This is a genomic window from Brevibacillus sp. MS2.2 (assembly GCF_013284345.1).
GTDB classification, from domain to species: Bacteria; Bacillota; Bacilli; order Brevibacillales; family Brevibacillaceae; genus Brevibacillus; species Brevibacillus brevis_C.
In genome coordinates this window covers 1-16,618 of the sequence record NZ_JABSUZ010000005.1, presented here as the reverse complement: position 1 = coordinate 16,618, position 16,618 = coordinate 1, and the positions used below count along the sequence as shown (strand labels likewise).

At 47.2% G+C, this 16,618-nt stretch carries 13 protein-coding genes; all 13 read left to right on the top strand.

The features are described 5' to 3' along the window. Positions 1-132 precede the first annotated feature (132 nt). Positions 133-975: an ABC transporter ATP-binding protein gene (locus HP568_RS05735; RefSeq protein WP_173628579.1), complete on the top strand. Its 843-nt coding sequence runs from the start codon at positions 133-135 to the stop codon at positions 973-975. Further along, positions 908-1,663 carry an ABC transporter permease gene (locus tag HP568_RS05730; protein ID WP_048032837.1) on the top strand — a complete coding sequence of 252 codons (756 nt, stop codon included), beginning with the start codon at positions 908-910 and terminating at the stop codon, positions 1,661-1,663. Before HP568_RS05735 ends, HP568_RS05730 begins: the two co-directional genes overlap by 68 nt. A 31-nt stretch (positions 1,664-1,694) precedes the next feature. Further along, positions 1,695-2,690, top strand: a complete 996-nt coding sequence (locus HP568_RS05725) for an aliphatic sulfonate ABC transporter substrate-binding protein (RefSeq protein WP_173628578.1) — start codon at positions 1,695-1,697, stop codon at positions 2,688-2,690. Between the two features lie 80 nt (positions 2,691-2,770). After that, on the top strand, positions 2,771-3,631 hold the full coding sequence (gene kynA / locus HP568_RS05720; RefSeq protein ID WP_048032839.1) for a tryptophan 2,3-dioxygenase: 861 nt from the start codon (positions 2,771-2,773) through the stop codon (positions 3,629-3,631). Positions 3,632-3,831: 200 nt separating this feature from the next. Beyond that, on the top strand, positions 3,832-4,932 hold the full coding sequence (locus HP568_RS05715; protein ID WP_173628577.1) for an ATP-binding protein: 1,101 nt from the start codon (positions 3,832-3,834) through the stop codon (positions 4,930-4,932). Continuing rightward, positions 4,893-7,295: a DUF5682 family protein gene (locus HP568_RS05710; protein WP_173628576.1), complete on the top strand. Its 2,403-nt coding sequence runs from the start codon at positions 4,893-4,895 to the stop codon at positions 7,293-7,295. The genes HP568_RS05715 and HP568_RS05710 overlap by 40 nt, the downstream gene beginning before the upstream one ends. Then, on the top strand, positions 7,280-8,419 hold the full coding sequence (locus HP568_RS05705; RefSeq protein ID WP_048032842.1) for a VWA domain-containing protein: 1,140 nt from the start codon (positions 7,280-7,282) through the stop codon (positions 8,417-8,419). Before HP568_RS05710 ends, HP568_RS05705 begins: the two co-directional genes overlap by 16 nt. A 25-nt stretch (positions 8,420-8,444) precedes the next feature. After that, the gene (locus HP568_RS05700; RefSeq protein ID WP_173628575.1) at positions 8,445-11,912 is read left to right on the top strand and encodes a DUF4132 domain-containing protein; all 3,468 of its coding nucleotides are present in this window, start codon (positions 8,445-8,447) and stop codon (positions 11,910-11,912) included. A 2-nt stretch (positions 11,913-11,914) separates the two neighbouring features. Continuing rightward, complete coding sequence (locus HP568_RS05695) at positions 11,915-13,573, top strand: hypothetical protein (protein ID WP_173628574.1); 1,659 nt, start codon at positions 11,915-11,917, stop codon at positions 13,571-13,573. Positions 13,574-13,597: 24 nt separating this feature from the next. Continuing rightward, positions 13,598-13,888 (top strand): hypothetical protein, encoded by a 291-nt coding sequence (locus HP568_RS05690; RefSeq protein WP_173628573.1) that lies wholly within the window; start codon positions 13,598-13,600, stop codon positions 13,886-13,888. Positions 13,889-13,984: 96 nt separating this feature from the next. Next, positions 13,985-14,464, top strand: coding sequence for a GNAT family N-acetyltransferase (locus HP568_RS05685; RefSeq protein WP_309142208.1), 480 nt, complete (start codon positions 13,985-13,987; stop codon positions 14,462-14,464). A gap of 172 nt (positions 14,465-14,636) precedes the next feature. Next, positions 14,637-16,214 (top strand): glutathione ABC transporter substrate-binding protein, encoded by a 1,578-nt coding sequence (locus tag HP568_RS05680; protein WP_048032847.1) that lies wholly within the window; start codon positions 14,637-14,639, stop codon positions 16,212-16,214. A gap of 115 nt (positions 16,215-16,329) precedes the next feature. Then, positions 16,330-16,618: YbaK/EbsC family protein (locus HP568_RS05675; RefSeq protein WP_309142206.1), on the top strand; the 289-nt coding region annotated here is incomplete at its 3' end.

Below are 16,618 nucleotides of genomic sequence, written 5' to 3'. Positions count from 1 at the left end.
CTGCATTGAATAGGAGAAGGTGCCCGCCGCCTTCCCTTTTTTATTGGATTATAGTTGACAAAAACGATAGGATTAATCATTATTTATTCATAATCCCCATCGACAAAGTTGGAATAAAAAAGAGGTGCAGCCATGTATCTGACTATTGATAATGTTACGAAACATTTTTTGAATGAGCAGAAACAAAAAGTAAAGGTGCTGGATGATATCAATCTGGAAGTAGAAAAGGGCAGCTTCGTTTCCATTGTCGGACCCTCTGGCTGTGGAAAGTCAACGCTGCTCTACTTAATAGCCGGATTAGATCAACCGGACAGCGGTGACATACACGTTGCTGGCAACAAAGTGAATAAGCCCGGTCCGGACAGAGTCGTCGTTTTTCAAGAAGCGGGATTATTTCCGTGGCTGACAGTTTTGGGAAATGTTACATATGGACTCAAGTTGAAGAAAATGTCTGCAACGAAAGCCAACGAAAAGGCGTTGGAAGTGCTCAAAATGGTCCATTTAAGCAAGTATGTTCATTCCTATCCCCATCAGCTCTCCGGCGGGATGAAGCAACGTGTAGCCATAGCTCGGGCACTTGTCATGGAACCCGATATTTTGCTGATGGATGAACCATTCTCGGCGCTGGACGAACAGACGCGGATGGTTCTTCATAAGGAGTTGCTTGAGATTTGGCGGAAGACCAAGGTCACGATATTTTTCGTCACCCATAATATCCGGGAGGCCGTTCAGCTTGCCGAGAGGATCGTCGTTTTTGCCACACGCCCAGGCAAAATCAAGGAGATCATTGCGGTTCCTGCCATGCGCGATGGAGTCATGCCGGACAGTGTGACATTAAACACGGAGCAGAAGGTGCTGTCGATCCTGCAAGAAGAGATAGAAAAGGTGCTGAAGGAGGAAATGGGCAATGACTACAGCTTTAAGACGGGTCATCTTCATCGCTATGATAGCGGCGATATGGGAAGTCACATCTAGGTTATCTGGGCTGCCATCGTTCATGTTTCCCAGCTTGACCCAGGTTTTTGAAACACTCGTAAATGGACTGATAAGCGGGCAAATTACCGCTGCGATTGGAAAAAGCATGGGACGAATCCTGTTGGGCTTTCTCATTGCGATTATCGTCGGACTGATATTGGGCTACTTCATTTGGAGGTACAAACTCGTAGAAGACACGCTTGGCTTTGTGGTGACTGCGCTTCAGTCTATCCCGAGTATTGTCTGGTTCCCGCTTGCGATTATCTGGTTTGGCTTAAATGACTTCTCCATTCTTTTCATCGTGACGATCGGGGCGACCTGGACGATGACGGTCAACGCGACTAGCGGTTTCAAAAATGTCCCGCCGCTCTATCAGCGGGTAGCCAGGACGTACGGTTCGACTGGCTTTCACTTTGTACGAACAGTCATTCTTCCTGCATCCGTACCGCAGATCATCTCCGGACTTCGAATCGCTTGGGCATTTTCCTGGCGGGCACTCATGGCTGGTGAATTGCTCGGGGGTGGCGGTGGTCTCGGTCAATTGCTCGAGATGGGACGTTCACTTGGACAAATGGATTTGGTGATATCTGTGATGATCATTATTGCGATCATCGGTACCATCGTCGATAATGTTGTCTTTTCACGCATCGAACGCAACGTTCAGATGAAGTGGGGAGTCCATTCATAAAAGAAAAATGGCTAAGGGAGTGTGTCGTCACATGCTTAAAAAAGTGTTCAGTACCGTTGTCGCATCCCTATTATTGATGGGGATTGCGAGTGGGTGCTCTATAGGCGGAGCAGAATCCTCTGAGAAGGAAGTAAGAATCGGATATTTCCCAAACCTGACCCATAGCGCAACGATTATCGCGCTGGAAAAAGGCTATTTCAAGGAAGCCTTCGGTGCGGATGTGAAGATCCAAACAAAAACGGTCACCAATGGCGGATTATTTATGGAAGCGATGGCTACCAAAGCAATTGATGTAGGAACAGTCGGACCTGGTCCTCTTTTGAACTTTTATGTCAAGCATCCCGGGTATCGTTTGATTTCAGGTGCGGTCAATGGCGGAGCTGTGCTCGTCATGAATGATTCAACCAATATTACGGAACTAAAAGATGTAAAAGGCAAAAAAATCGCGATTCCGGTAATCGGCAGCACACAGGATGTCATGCTCAGAAAAGCACTGAATGAGGTTGGTCTGAAACCGACGACGAATGGTGGAGATGTGGAACTGTATGCGGCGGCTCCAGCTGATACGGCAGCATTATTCGTGCAAAAATCCGTAGATGGTGCAGCAACTCAGGAGCCGTGGGGATATGTACTGGAAAATCAGGCAGGAGGAAAATTGCTTCTGGACTGGGATCAATTCGCTTGGGGAAAAGAATCAACGAATACCGTGGTAGCAGCCAGCGATGAATTTTTGAAACGAGAAGGATTGGCAACCGCTTACCTGCAAGCACATAAAAAGGCAGTCAAATTTATTCAGGAAAATCCTGAAGAAAGCCAAGACCTGATCATCAAGCATTTGAAAAATCTGACTGGCAAAGAGCTGAGCAAAAAAGAAGTACAGGCAGCCTTTTCCCGTTTGGAAGTAACAACGGCGGTCAATGAAAAGGTTATTCAGGAAATGGCAGATATCAGCCAGGAAGCCGGTTATATTACCAGTAATAAAATCGATGGCTTAATCGATTTGAAATATTTGGAAGCAGCGAAATAAAATCGGGTAAGAAGGAGGGAGATTCAGCAGGAGGAACGAGGGGTGGAAAGGAATTAGATGGGAAAGGAGGTCATGCCGCGATGAGACCACATGAACAAGGAAGTAATCAACCGAACGACACTTCATTGGAGGCACAGATTCATACGGATTTCCAAAAAGAAATGACGTACGGCGATTATTTACAGCTCGATCAAATCTTGTCGAGTCAACGCTGTCAATCTACCCATCATGATGAAATGCTGTTTATTATCATTCATCAGGTGAGTGAGCTATGGATGAAACAAATTTTGCACGAACTGTCAGCAGCAAATGAATGCATCAGCAATCACGACCTGGAGCCTGCTTTCAAAATGTTCGCGCGTGTCTCGCGTATCCAGCAGCAATTGATTAAATCGTGGGATGTCCTTTCTACATTGACACCAGCCGACTACCTCCAATTCCGTGACAAGCTGGGTCATTCGTCCGGTTTTCAATCTTATCAAAATCGATTCATTGAATTTACGCTAGGATATAAGAACCAGCATGTCCTGGCGGTGTATGCGCATCAACCAGAACTTCACGCCAAGATGAGTGCAGCCTTGCAGCAGCCCAGCATTTACGATGCGGCAATCAGGGAAATGGCCGCTCGTGGCTTGCCAATTGATCCAGAATGTTTAGAGCGAGACTGGTCACAGCCATATCAACCAAATCATAGTGTAGAGCAAGCCTGGCTGACCGTGTATCGAAATGTCAACCAGTATTGGGATTTGTACGAGTTGGCAGAAAAACTGGTGGACATCGCCAGCCAGCAACAACAATGGCGTTTTAACCATATGACGACAGTCGAGCGCATCATAGGCCAAAAGCCGGGGACTGGAGGATCATCAGGCGTCATGTACTTACGCAGAGCGCTTGATCACCGTTTTTTCCCGGAGCTTTGGAGCTTGCGGACGTCGTTGTAAAAAAACTCTTCAAAAAAAGCGAGAAAAGCGTCTTGGGGACCCAAGGCGCTTTTTAGCATGTAGTACTCATTTCACAGCTTTTCACATATCTTTCCTAATATTGGGTACAAATACCCTTCTTTTCCTGACAAACATATGTTTTCATTTTTTATAGTATCCCTTATTTTTCAAGTACAACCAGAAATGGAGTGGGCATTTGGATGGAAACAATGAAGCCACCTATGGAAGTGTTATATGCGAAACAGCTGAATGCGCTGCGATCCCATGATACAGGGACAAAACCTCCCAATTGGCTGATGTCGCCGAGAGCTGTGCGCGATTTTATTTTAGGAACGGATGAACCCCTCTCTTATGAGGGTGAAAGTATACCGATTACGAAGAAGTTCTATGGAGACGATGTGCTTATTGAGCGTGCCATCGTCACATTGGCAGGCAATCGTGGCTTGATGCTCGTCGGTGAGCCTGGAACGGCAAAGACGATGCTGTCTGAGCTGCTGTCTGCGGCCATCTCCGGTACGAGCACGAATACGATCCAAGGCACCGCGGGAACGACAGAGGATATGATCAAATACTCCTGGAACTACGCAATGCTGCTGGACAAAGGTCCTTCTCTGCAAGCGCTGGTTCCTTCCCCGTTATACACCGGAATGAGCAAGGGAATCATTACCCGTTTTGAAGAGATTACCCGTTGTCCGTTTGAGGTTCAAGACGTGTTGATTAGTATTTTGAGCGACAAGGTGATGAACATTCCCGAGCTGTCAGACGGCATCCTGTTTGCGAAGCCCGGTTTTAATATCATTGCAACAGCGAACTTGCGGGACAAAGGTGTCAATGAAATGAGCAGCGCGCTCAAACGACGTTTTAACTTCGAGACAATCGCGCCGATTAATCATGTGAAAATGGAAGCGCAAATTATCGAATCCCAAGCAAAAGTGATTCTGGAGCAAAGTGGCGTAAACATCGAAATCGATCGGGATGTGGTTGAAATCTTGGCGACGACCTTCATGGAGTTACGCATGGGCGAGACCAAGGAAGGATTCAAAATCGATTCCCCTCAATCCGTGATGAGTACAGCCGAAGCCGTATCCGTCTATGTCCAAAGTGCAATGACGTCGCATTACTATGATGGCAGGCCGATTTCCATGGATCGACTGGTGCAGAACATGCTGGGAGCGGTCGTCAAAGAAAACCAAAAGGACGCAAATATCCTGAAAACCTACTTTACCAAAGTGGTCAAAGAACGGGCAAAGGAAGAGGGTCTATGGGGAACTTATTACAACGAGAAGAAATGGATCAAATAAACGGTCAAGACCGCTTCATAAAATCATTCGTCGAAGAAGAGGTCTACAACCTCAACAAACAGGTCGTCTATTTCCCGGTACGTCATCATAGTCCTGCCTGCGCGTTTCATTTAAAAAAAACAATCGAAGAGTATCAACCGGAAATCATTCTGATTGAAGGACCGGACCATAGCAATCATATCATTCCGATTTTGACGGATGAACGGACGAAGCCTCCTGTGAGCATTTATTATGCGTACGCCTCAGGGGAGCAAAAATACGTCTGTTACTTTCCGTTTCTTCTGTATTCGCCGGAATATGTAGCCTTGCTCGAAGCAAAACGCCGGCAGATACCTGCTGCTTTCATTGATCTAAGCTACGGAAGCCGCCTGGAAAGCTTGGAAGACGGCCATGATTTAAAAAAGAAGAATGAAAAGCTGTCCTATCACGATGAGCGCATGCTGGCTGGCTCGCAGTTCATTCAGCGATTAAGCCAGACGATGAGATGCCGGAACTTCGATGAGCTGTGGGAAAAGGTTTTTGAGATTGATGGTATCCGCAAAAAGACGCAGGATTTCGTCAAAGATGTCTTTGCCTACTGCTACCTGTCTCGAAAATGCTATGATGACGCCACTTTGGAGGCGGAAGGCGATTTGATTCGCGAGGCGCACATGCGTCAAAAAATTGCAGAGGCCAAGCACAAGCATGCGAGAATACTCGTGGTGACCGGGGGCTTTCATACATACGGACTCATCGAGGAACGCAAGACTTCCTACAAGATCCAAAAGGTGCAGGAAGAAAAAATATATCCGATGGTGTACACGTACCAGGAAGCAGATCAGTTGAATGGATACGCAAGCGGGATGCCGTACGTTCACTACTACGAGAGTGTGTGGAAGGCATTGGAGAAGAAGGAGCCTGCTCCCTTCTCGAAAAGCGCGTTGGTGTACCTCCCGCAACTACTCAAAAAACTACGTGGCAAGGGAGAAACGACGTCGACTGCGGATGCGATCGAAGCGTACAGCCTCATGAACGGCTTGGCTGTCATGCGGGAAAAGGCGGAGGGCGGTGCCTATGAGTTGATCGATTCCGTTCTCTCTGCTTTTACAAAAGGCGAACGCTCGATTGCAACCTTACAGCCGATCGAGACATTGCGAGAGCTGTTGACAGGGGACGGAATCGGTGAGGTTGCGCCAAATTCACTAGATGTGCCCATCGTTCGCGATTGCAAAGACAGATGTAAATCGCTAAAGCTCGCGATCACGACGACAGGGCGCAATCAAAAGGTGCTAGAGCTTTATGCCAAAAAGTCGCATCGCGAAGCCAGCCAGTTTTTTCACTGCATGCAGTTCTTGGGCACAGAATTTTGCGCCAAAGAAGCCGGACCAGACTGGATGAACAACCGAAATGTCAATCTTGTCCGTGAAACATGGCGCTACAGCTATTCCTCCTTTGTAGAAGCACGTCTGATCGAGAGCTCGGTCTACGGTGGGACGGTGAAGGAGGCAACAGCGCATAAGCTAGCCGATATGGTAAAAGAACTGCCGCAGCACCAGAGCCATGAGCTGGCAAAATGGCTCTTGATGGCGGTCGTTATGGGGTTGGAAGAGCTGTCAGAAAGGCTCTTTGAATCTGTAGTAGAGTCCGTTAGGCAGGATGGACATTTTCTCTCTCTTTGCAAAACGTTGAAGACACTCACGATTCTTTTGGAGCAAAAAAGGTTGTTCGGTCTTAGCGAGACAGAACGGCTGGAGAATTTGGTGGAAGAAGTCTATTACCAGGCTGTGACCAAAATCGTCGAGCAGGGAAACCCGAACCCCAACGAACTGGATGAGTTGGCCGATCAGCTCAAATTCCTCTATATGCTAAGTGAGAAGAGACAAGCGGATGACTCCTGGGAGATTTTCAGTGATCAACTGCTGGAATTGCTGCGTAACGACAAGCTCCCCGCGAAACTGGAGGGGGTAGTGGTCGCGATCTTGTGCAATCTCGAAGTGATCGAACGCACAGAAATCTCCAGACGTGCGCGTGCCTATATGTTCGGCTCGCCTGAGCAAATGCTGCATACCGCCGCGTATTTACATGGCGTTTTTATCGTGGCTCGTGACTACCTCTTTCATCAAGAAGAAATCTTGCGCGATCTGCATCAGATGATTACATCCTTGGCCTACGACGACTTTTTGCAGGTGGTGCCTGAACTGCGATTGGCATTTACATATTTTAGCCCAATGGAAATTAGTATGCTCTCGGAAAAAGTGGCAGCTCTCTTCCAAACGACGGTAGAACAAGTCACGAATCCAGTCATCGATGAGCGGACGTTGCGTGATGCCCGCATGCTCGATCAAGCGATCAAGGAGGAGTTTGCCAAATGGAACCTGATTTGAGCCGCGAAGCCTTGAATCGCTGGCGGTTGTTATTAGGCTCTCATGCCGAGGAATCATTGGAAGGCAGTGGGGTCTATCAATCATCCGAGTTTTCCTATCAGGAACTAGACTCAATTCTTGAATTTTTATACAACCGTGAATACGGGGAAGAGCAAGGCTATCGAAAAGAAGGTGGCCGGGGAGATTCGGCATTGACGGTTCCCTCCTGGCTGAACAAAATTCGCAAGCTGTTTCCCAAAAAGACAGTAGAAATCCTCGAGCGGCAAGCTCTGGACCGCTATAACATGACAGAGCTGCTGACAGACAAAAAAGTGTTGGAAAGCATGGAGCCCAACATGACGCTCTTGAAAAACATCCTCCAATTTAAAGGCAGGATGAAAGGAGAGGTCGTGAAAAGTGCAAAGGAAATTGTACGCAAGGTCGTAGACGATCTGCGGCGACAGCTTGAAAATGAAGTGCAGACCAGCATCGTCGGCAAACGCAATCGCCACAAACGCGGCTATACGAAGTCGATGAAAAATCTGGATGTCCATAAAACGATTCGCAAAAATTTGAAGAACTACGATCACAAAAAAAGCCGTTTTATTATCGATGAGCTGTATTTCCACAGCAATATCCAGCATCACAACAAATGGAACATCGTCATTGTTGTGGACGAGAGCGGCAGTATGATGGACTCTGTGATTTACAGCTCCGTTATGGCAAGTATTTTTTACAAGCTCGCTGCCTTGAAGACACATTTGGTTATTTTTGATACGAAGGTCGTTGATTTGAGCGATAGACTGGATGATCCGGTCGATGTGCTGATGAGTGTGCAGCTTGGTGGGGGGACTCATATTGCACAAGCGCTCAAATACGGAAGGACACTGCTCGAAAATCCATCGAAGACGATATTTATCCTTGTCAGTGATTTGGAGGAAGGCTATCCGATCAAGGAAATGTATCGCCAAAGCAAGGAGATTATCGACGCAGGCTGCAAGTTTTTAGTCTTGACGGCTTTGGATTTCAATGGCAACGCTACGTACAACCAGCATGCTGCCAGGGTATTGAGTGATATGGGAGCAAATGTAGCCGCGATCACGCCCGATGAGCTCGCGCAGTGGATTGGAAAGGTTATCAAATAGAGATAGAGAGAAGGAGGAGTAAGGAATGGTTTTACGAAAGACAGATCTGAATCCGGTTACGAAGAAATTTGTGGAGGAGTTTATCAGTGCAAGTGATCGAAACAAGCATTTGTATGATCAAATCGCTGATTACGTTGCGGGTGACACAGACGAATGCCCGGCAATCGCAGAGGACCCGCGGTTTTACAGCTATACGGTTCGATCCGAATTTGACAAGCTGAAAAAACGCGGCGAGGAGTTGGCCTTCTATCGAGCAGCTGTACTGATCTACAAGGCTAGCAATCGTTTTTACGATAAGAAAAATGTGATGGATGAGTGCTTCCTGGATCAGATCGAACTTCAAGGTATGAAGGACATCGATGATGCTGATATCCGAGCAACAGATCAGAAAGCAATGGAGGCCATGAGAAAAACAATCGAGCATTTCGGACATGCGTTGTTTGCCGAATTCTTGTTAAAAGCCGCGGAGGATTATCGCGTAAGTATCAGCCGTGATTACTCCTCGACATTTAATCGGGCCGAGTTTTTACTATTCATTTCGTATGCGTACACGATTTCTCCGAGCTTATTGGAAGAAGCAAAAGAAAAGCTTATGCCGAGCTACTATTACCTAGTTACAGGTGATACGCGCGAATATATAAAAGAGCTGCATGCCATTGCCAAAGAAGTCGTGACCATGCAGTTTTCGAGCAACAATTTTCTGACCAACGAGTCGTTGTATCCTTCATACGTCAAAGAGAAAAAGGCTGCGCTGCGAGAAAAGTATTATCCGGGAGAGCAGGTCAAGGAAGGCTCCCTTTTGAACCAGAAGCATTTGAAGCGTTATATGGAGCTGGTCATCAGCTTGCTGTATTTCCGCATTCACGTCAAAGGCGGAATCAGTGCATTCCTGAAGAAGGAAGAGGAGATAGATCGGGAGCTGCACGACACTTTGCAGATCTTGTTTGACATGTTCCCGCTTGATATCTTGTCCGAAGATAAGCGACTTACTGACCTCGTGCACATGGAAGAGCCTTACGATCTACTGCTGGGCCTACGCGAGCATTTGCTATCCCCGCCGACAAATTGGGAGCAGGTGAAGCAACTGGCGCTGGAAGACGTAACCAAATCAAAACGAGCGCTTGAGCTTGCTTCGATCCCGATGGTTAAAGGATTTTTGCACAAAACGTTGGCGGCAGAAGGTGTGGATCTCTCCGAATTCCAGCCTTCTTTGGAAGGAATTATTCAAGACGCGCTGCGACGTGCAAAGGGCTCGACAAAGCTGGCGAACTATTTGGATGAAAAAGTTGTCCTGGAGGATGTGCTCGAGCATGTGCATCTGGAGGACTTACAACTCGTAAGACAGCAGATGATCCTGCTGAGCTTCTTGCCTGTGGACCATCCGTTTATTGCGCGTCTGATTCCGTTCATGTGCCAATACAAAGACAAGTCCAATCGAAGAGTAGGCCATATGTGCTTCGCTCATGCGTTCCAGGATCGATTGACAGCCTTTATCGATCATTATCGGAAGGACGAATCTGTAGATATCCAGACACTTTTCTATCAGATTTTATCGATCAAGGAGACGCACTATTATTACACAGACGTCAATGAAGAGGTGTATCGTTCGTTGGTCGTAGCGAATCCAGAAATGAGTCTGGCTCAATTTGACAAGCTGGACACGGAGCTTCGCGTGTTTGTGACGCAAACCCTTTTAGCGGCAAAGGAGACGCTGTCAGAGGAATTGCGTAACCAAGCGATTTTGCTCGGGTTGGCTGACAGCTCGAAAAAAGTGAGCGGCCTCGCTGGTGCAGCGTTTCTTCAGGCCAAAGACAAGGAGCTTTATTTGCACGTCTATCAAACCGAGAAAAAAGCAAAGGTCAAGGAAATGGCGCTGGATGCGATTCGTTCCCTGGACAATAACAAGGAGATTTTCCAGGAGCTACTGACAAATGAAAAAAGCAGCAAATTTAAAACGCTGCTGCAAACATTTATCGACGCCGAGGAGCAAGGTCCGGATGCGAGCTTGACCCATTTGGGCAACCTGACCGACAAGCGCAAACTGACACGGATTAAATGGATGCCATTGGAGCGAATGCCAGTCCTTCGCGACCAAGACGGCAACGAGCTGGGTCAGGAAGTAATGGAGTACATGCTAACCGCTTCGATCGATTTCCCGACAGCGCCAAACCAGTTGGTACTTGACTTGAAACCGTCTCTGCAAGCGGCATCTGTTGCTGACTTTAGCGCAGAAGTTTTGCGCACATGGCTCGATAATGGAGCGGTCGCCAAAGAAAAATGGGTTATGCCGCTCTGCGTGGCTTTCGGAGACCGACGTATAGTCGATACGATTGGTCAATGGATTAAGGAGTGGACAGATCACTCTCGCGGAGCTTTGGCTGCGGATGGCGTGCGTGCCCTGTCGTTCTCGAATGATTTGACTGCGCTGCGTCTAATCGACCAGATCAAACGTACGATCAAAAACAGGCAAGTCAAATCAGCAGCAGAAGAGGCGCTGTCCATGGCGGCTGCGAATCAGAACATTTCCGCGATGGAATTGGAAGACCGACTGGTTACCACACTTGGTTTCGATGCGTCAGGCAAGCAAGTGTTTGACTACGGCGACCGTACCTTCACGGTCAAGGTGAGCAACGAGCTGGAGCTGGAAGTTACGAACGACAGCACAGGAAAAGCGGTCAAAAATCTGCCTGCGCCGTCGGCGAAAGACGATCAGGAGAAGGCAGAACAAGCGCGATTGACTTTTGCTCAATTGAAAAAAGACCTGAAAAATATGGTGAAAGTACAATCTCTTCGTCTGGAGGAGTCTCTGTCCAAATCGCGTTATTGGTCAACGGCAGCATGGAAACGTCTCTTTGTGGAGAACGTGTTGATGCAAAAATTCGCAATCGGGCTAATCTGGGGCGTATACGAGGACGGAAAGCTCGTAGATACGTTCCGCTATATGGACGATGGGACATTTAACACCGTGGACGAGGATGAGTATGAGTTGGCAGATGAGCAGCTCATTGGTTTGATTCATCCACTGGAGCTGGACGAAGAGACGTTGAACGGCTGGCGTACTCAGCTGGAAGATTACGAAATTACGCAACCGTTCGAGCAAATGAATCGTGAAGCGTTCCTGCCTACGGAAGAAGAAATAAAAGCCAATGAATTGCTCCGCCTGCCTGTTGAAGCGTATTCACCTACTGCTTTTGCGAAAATGATGGAGAAATTCGGTTGGGTCAAAGGAACGCCGCTCGATGCCGGTTATTATTACGAGTTTTACAAACTGTATGACGGTATGGTGGCTGAGTTGAAAATCAGCGGGGCGAGCATTTCGTATTGGGAAGGAATGGAGGATGTGAAGCTGGAATCGTTGGCTTTCTATCCGAATAAAGATGCCGAGTACAAGCATTTTTACTTCAAACCAGTGGATCGGCTGAAGCTCACTGATATTCCAACACGCATTTTCAGCGAAACCGTCTATGATGTTATGCGAGCAGCAGGAAAATAACGATGGCGGATTTCACATCGGAATTTCATCGGTTTATCGCGCTGTGCAACGAAGAGTATCTGATCAAATACGCGAACAAAGGAATTTACAACCGTTCTATCAAAGAAATGGAAAAAGGAATCACCGTTTCCTACGAGTTCGGGGATGATTACGTCGAGTGTGCGCTGTCAGATGACAGCGTATGCCGACTTTATGCGGATATTACTCGCTTTTCCTGCTCGTGTCCATCTGACAAGATATGCAAGCATGTCATCATCGCCATCGTCAACTATGCCCAAAACCATTTGCAAGCAGGGGCAGAGAGTGTGGAAGAGCTGGATACCTACAAGCCTGACTTTAGCTGGCTGTTGCAATTGCAGCCGTCTCACATCAGTAAGGCTTTTACTCCAGCGCAGCTAGAAGAAGTGCTGTTTCGCCTCGACTATTTCGAGGAGCTGGAGGTCGTTGAAACATCCTTTTTAACCATGACATTGCGCACCCAAGATATATCCGTATCTTTTGACAGTGAATCGGAGATCGGGAAGAGCATGTGCACCTGCAAGGCGAAGGGCAATTGCTTGCACAAGCTGGAGGTCATTTTACGCTATCGGGCCATGCATCAGCTACAGGATCGTGAGCAGTTACAAGCATCCGTAACCGATGTCAGCTACGAAACAGATGTCGTAGCGGAAGCCAAATCACTGATCGCAGAGATTCTAGGCATTGGCTTGGCGAAGCTATCCCAGACGATTTGTACACGGCTGGAGCTGCTTGCTATCGCTGCGCATAACGGCAATCTTCCCCGCGTGGAAAAGGACATTCGCGGCATTCATGGGGAGCTGAACTTATTTTTTCAGCGTCATGTCAAGTTTTCAACAGAAGCGCTGCTCGATCGACTTTCCCGGGTGTATCTTAGCTTGCTTGCGCTAGAGAAGACCGATCACACTGAAGCGAAAAAGCAGTTGCTCGGCAGCTTCAAGAGTAAGTACCATATGGTTCCACAGTTAAGTCTGTATGCCTTGGGAGCAAATCCATGGGAGACGCGCTCAGGGTACAAGGGGATTACGTATTACTTTTATTCGCTTACTGATCAACGGATATACACGTATACAGAAGCGCGTCCCGTCTATTATGAAGGCATATCCTTTTCCTTTAAGGACAGCTATAAAGGCAAGGTACCCTGGGGCGGGTTGATCTCGATGGAGGAGCTCTCACATTCACAGGTCATCCTGACACAGGCGAAGACGAATCGGGAGCAGCGCTTGTCTTCCAGTGAGGAGACGCGGCTAACCCTTGTTCCCAGGGACAATATTGAAGAGCTAGATCTCGGCAAGGTGTTCGTTTGCGACTGGTCAAGTGATTGGAAGGATGCGGCAGGAGATATGTTTGAGACTGCGATGGACTCCGTTTTTATATTAAAAGCGAAGCAGTTCAACCAAGTCGATTTCGATCAGAAGACGCAGGAGCTGATTTTGACGATCGAAGACGAGCAATGTCATTCCCTCCAATTGAGCATCTCCTATCAGGGGGAATTTGCCCGCAATATACGTCATCTCGAACAAAACAAACGGCTCCTAGAATTGCGCGATGTGTATTTGCTTGTGCAAAAAATAGGAGATGGGCTTTATCCGATCAGCATCATGCAGGGCAAATCGCTGACGAGCTTTAAATTAGACCTATAACGGTGAGGGAGTGGACGTAAAATCATGGAGGAGTTATATTCCTTTACCGAAAAGCTGACGGATTGGCAGGAACGCTTGTTACTCAAAGGAATCCATAAACTTGATAAGCAAGATTTGCAGGAGCTGAAAAAACTCCAAGAGCTCGCGAACGAATACGATATGAGCTTCCTCGGCTCATTGATAGAAGACCTACATGTGGAGGGCAATCGTTATTTGCAGGAAGTAAAAGCGGATACGGAGTTGTTGACACAGCAGTATTTGTATGTGGTGCAGTACGTCAATATGATGAAAAAGCCTTTAACACGATCATCGTAATAAGGTGTAGGAAAGGAAGAGAGATTCTTGAAGAGTCTCTCTTTTTTCTATGGCGGTACGTATAACTAGAATCCGGATGGTTGATTGTTTCAACCTGTGGTATCCTTTTTTTGGAAAGGGGTTGACTCCTGTGCAAGAGCATCTGATGCCATTTATTTTCCTCGCTCAGAAGAGGGAGCGAGAGTGTGGACAGAGCAACAAGCAGCCAGAGTCCCTAACGGAGACAATATGCGGCTTGCGATTGAAACCTTGGATGGAGAATTGGTAGGGACGATCAACTCGCATCACTGTGATCCCCGGAATGGAAATTTTCAATACGGGGTGGCCATTTTCCGCGACTATCATCGCAGAGGGTATGCTTCGGAAGCCGTAACCATTTTTCTCCGCTATTTTTTTCAGGAGCTGCGTACTGAGAAAGTGACGGCACATGTTTTTGCTTTTAACGAAACATCGAAACGATTGCAGGAACATCTCGGCTTTCAATTGGAGGGCACACTTCGAAATATGATCTATACGAACGGCCAACATTATGATGAATACATATATGGGCTGTTAAAAAGTGAATTTGTCAGCTAATACCTTGAATCACTCTCTCGCTACCATAGGGGGGAGTTTTTTGTTTATATACAAAGTTGTAAAGAAACTGAAAATAAAGGTAAACAAAGTGAAAATATGATGACTGAATATTATCTAAAATAAAACATGTTTGAATGCTAAAACATTTGCAACAAGAATTGGGGGAACACAGATGAAAAAGAAGAGCTTTTATCACACGTTGATTGCCATGACAATCGCAGTATCAGCGGCTTTGGCCGGGTGTTCGTCGGCGCAGGATACGTCCACTAGCGCTGGACAAGCAGGGGGTACTGCGGAAGCAGGCAAAACAGGAGGAACCCTCGTCATCGCTCGTCTGTCCGATGCGAACAACCTCGATCCGCATTTTCTATCTCAAATTCCTTCAGCAGCAATCGTTCATCACAAAGTATACGAAGGGCTTGTCCGCATGGATAAAGAAAGCAAATACGTCCCATCGCTGGCAAGTGAGTGGAAGCAGGTCGATGATTTGACATGGGAGTTCAAGCTGCGTCAAGGCGTGACGTTCCATGATGGCGCACCTTTCAATGCGGAAGCGGTAAAGGCAACGATCGCTCGCGTCCAGGACCCTGCCGTTGGCTCGAGCCGGATTAATATGTTTGAAGCAATCAAAGAGGTAAAAGTGGTAGACGAGTACACGGTACAGTTTCTTCTGAATTACCCGTATGCACCGCTCTTATCTGTTTTGGCGAGTGCAGAGGGAAGCATCATCAGCCCGAAAGCCATTGAACAATATGGAAAAGATTTGAGCAAGCATCCAACCGGCACGGGCCCGTACAAATTCGAAAAATGGACGCCGGGCCAAGAAGTAGTTCTCGTGAGAAACGATAGCTACTATGGCGGTACACCAAATTTGGATAAAGTCGTTTTCAAAACCGTACCGGAAGACACAACTCGCCTTGCCATGGTTGAGACAGGAGAAGTTCAAGTGGCAGAAAACCTGCCTGTGACGGACATCGATCGCGTACAAAATTCTCCATCCATGCAATTGGGTCGATACCCTGGGTTCTCTGTCGATCACATCGGATTGAATACAAAGAAAAAGCCGTTTGATGATGTGCGTGTCCGCCAAGCCATTGCCCACGCAATCGACAAGAAGACCATTATTGAAGGCGTTTACAACAACGTGGGAACACCAGCTCACTCCTCGATTACACCAGCGATGGTTGGGTACAGTCCGAATGTAAAAGACATTCCGTATGACGTCGAGAAAGCGAAGCAATTGCTCGCAGAGGCTGGATATCCAAACGGCTTCAAAGCAAAAATCGCGTTGAATGACAACAAAGCAAGGATTAGCGTAGCGGAGGTTTTGCAGCAACAACTGAAGCCAATCGGTATTGACTTGCAACTAGATGTTATGGAATTCGGGGCTTATATCGATGCAGCATCCAAAGGGGAGACAGACCTTTTCATGAGTGGATGGGGAAATGCTACGGGCGATCCCGATTACAACCAGGCCAACCTGTATCATTCGAAAGCACATGGCGCACCTGGTAATCATTCCTTCTACAATAATCCGGAAGTAGACAAGCTGATTGACGAAGGACGCAGAGAACCAGACGCAGAAAAACGCAAACAAATCTATGAAAAAGCACAACAAATCGAAATGAACGAAGCTCCGCTCATTCCGTTCCGATTCTCCGAGAACCTGGCTGCCATTCAAAAGAATGTACAGGGTGTATGGATTAGCCCTGCTGGCCATATCGAAATTGACGAAGTAACGATTCAGTAATACGCGGCGCCGCTGACATGCTTGTGTCAGTGGCGTTTTTTGGTTGAAAAGTGGAACGCCTTCCCCTAAGATAGATTATATTTTGTTGACCAGTGCATAGCGGAGGTGAAATGGCGTGAAGCAAGGAAAAACGAATGCGATGCGGATATTGGATAAAGAAAAAATTGCATACACCATGCTGACATATGCAACTGATGATGGAAAAATCGACGGAATCGCTGTTGCCCAAAAGATCGGTCGCGAAGAGAGCGTTGTCTATAAAACATTGATTTCTCAAGGGACGAGCAAATCGTATTATGTGTTTGTCATTCCCGTTGAAGCAGAGCTTGATCTCAAAAAAGCGGCAAAAGCAGTCGGCGAGAAAAAGATCGAGATGATTCCTGTGAAAGAGATTACCAAAGTAT

What these genes read in the sequence shown, in the direction of transcription:
- HP568_RS05735 (WP_173628579.1), top strand. Translation starts at nt 133, where the DNA reads ATGTATCTGACTATTGATAATGTTACGAAACATTTTTTGAATGAGCAG.
- HP568_RS05730 (WP_048032837.1), top strand. Translation starts at nt 908, where the DNA reads ATGACTACAGCTTTAAGACGGGTCATCTTCATCGCTATGATAGCGGCG.
- HP568_RS05725 (WP_173628578.1), top strand. Translation starts at nt 1,695, where the DNA reads ATGCTTAAAAAAGTGTTCAGTACCGTTGTCGCATCCCTATTATTGATG.
- kynA (WP_048032839.1), top strand. Translation starts at nt 2,771, where the DNA reads ATGAGACCACATGAACAAGGAAGTAATCAACCGAACGACACTTCATTG.
- HP568_RS05715 (WP_173628577.1), top strand. Translation starts at nt 3,832, where the DNA reads ATGGAAACAATGAAGCCACCTATGGAAGTGTTATATGCGAAACAGCTG.
- HP568_RS05710 (WP_173628576.1), top strand. Translation starts at nt 4,893, where the DNA reads ATGGGGAACTTATTACAACGAGAAGAAATGGATCAAATAAACGGTCAA.
- HP568_RS05705 (WP_048032842.1), top strand. Translation starts at nt 7,280, where the DNA reads ATGGAACCTGATTTGAGCCGCGAAGCCTTGAATCGCTGGCGGTTGTTA.
- HP568_RS05700 (WP_173628575.1), top strand. Translation starts at nt 8,445, where the DNA reads ATGGTTTTACGAAAGACAGATCTGAATCCGGTTACGAAGAAATTTGTG.
- HP568_RS05695 (WP_173628574.1), top strand. Translation starts at nt 11,915, where the DNA reads ATGGCGGATTTCACATCGGAATTTCATCGGTTTATCGCGCTGTGCAAC.
- HP568_RS05690 (WP_173628573.1), top strand. Translation starts at nt 13,598, where the DNA reads ATGGAGGAGTTATATTCCTTTACCGAAAAGCTGACGGATTGGCAGGAA.
- HP568_RS05680 (WP_048032847.1), top strand. Translation starts at nt 14,637, where the DNA reads ATGAAAAAGAAGAGCTTTTATCACACGTTGATTGCCATGACAATCGCA.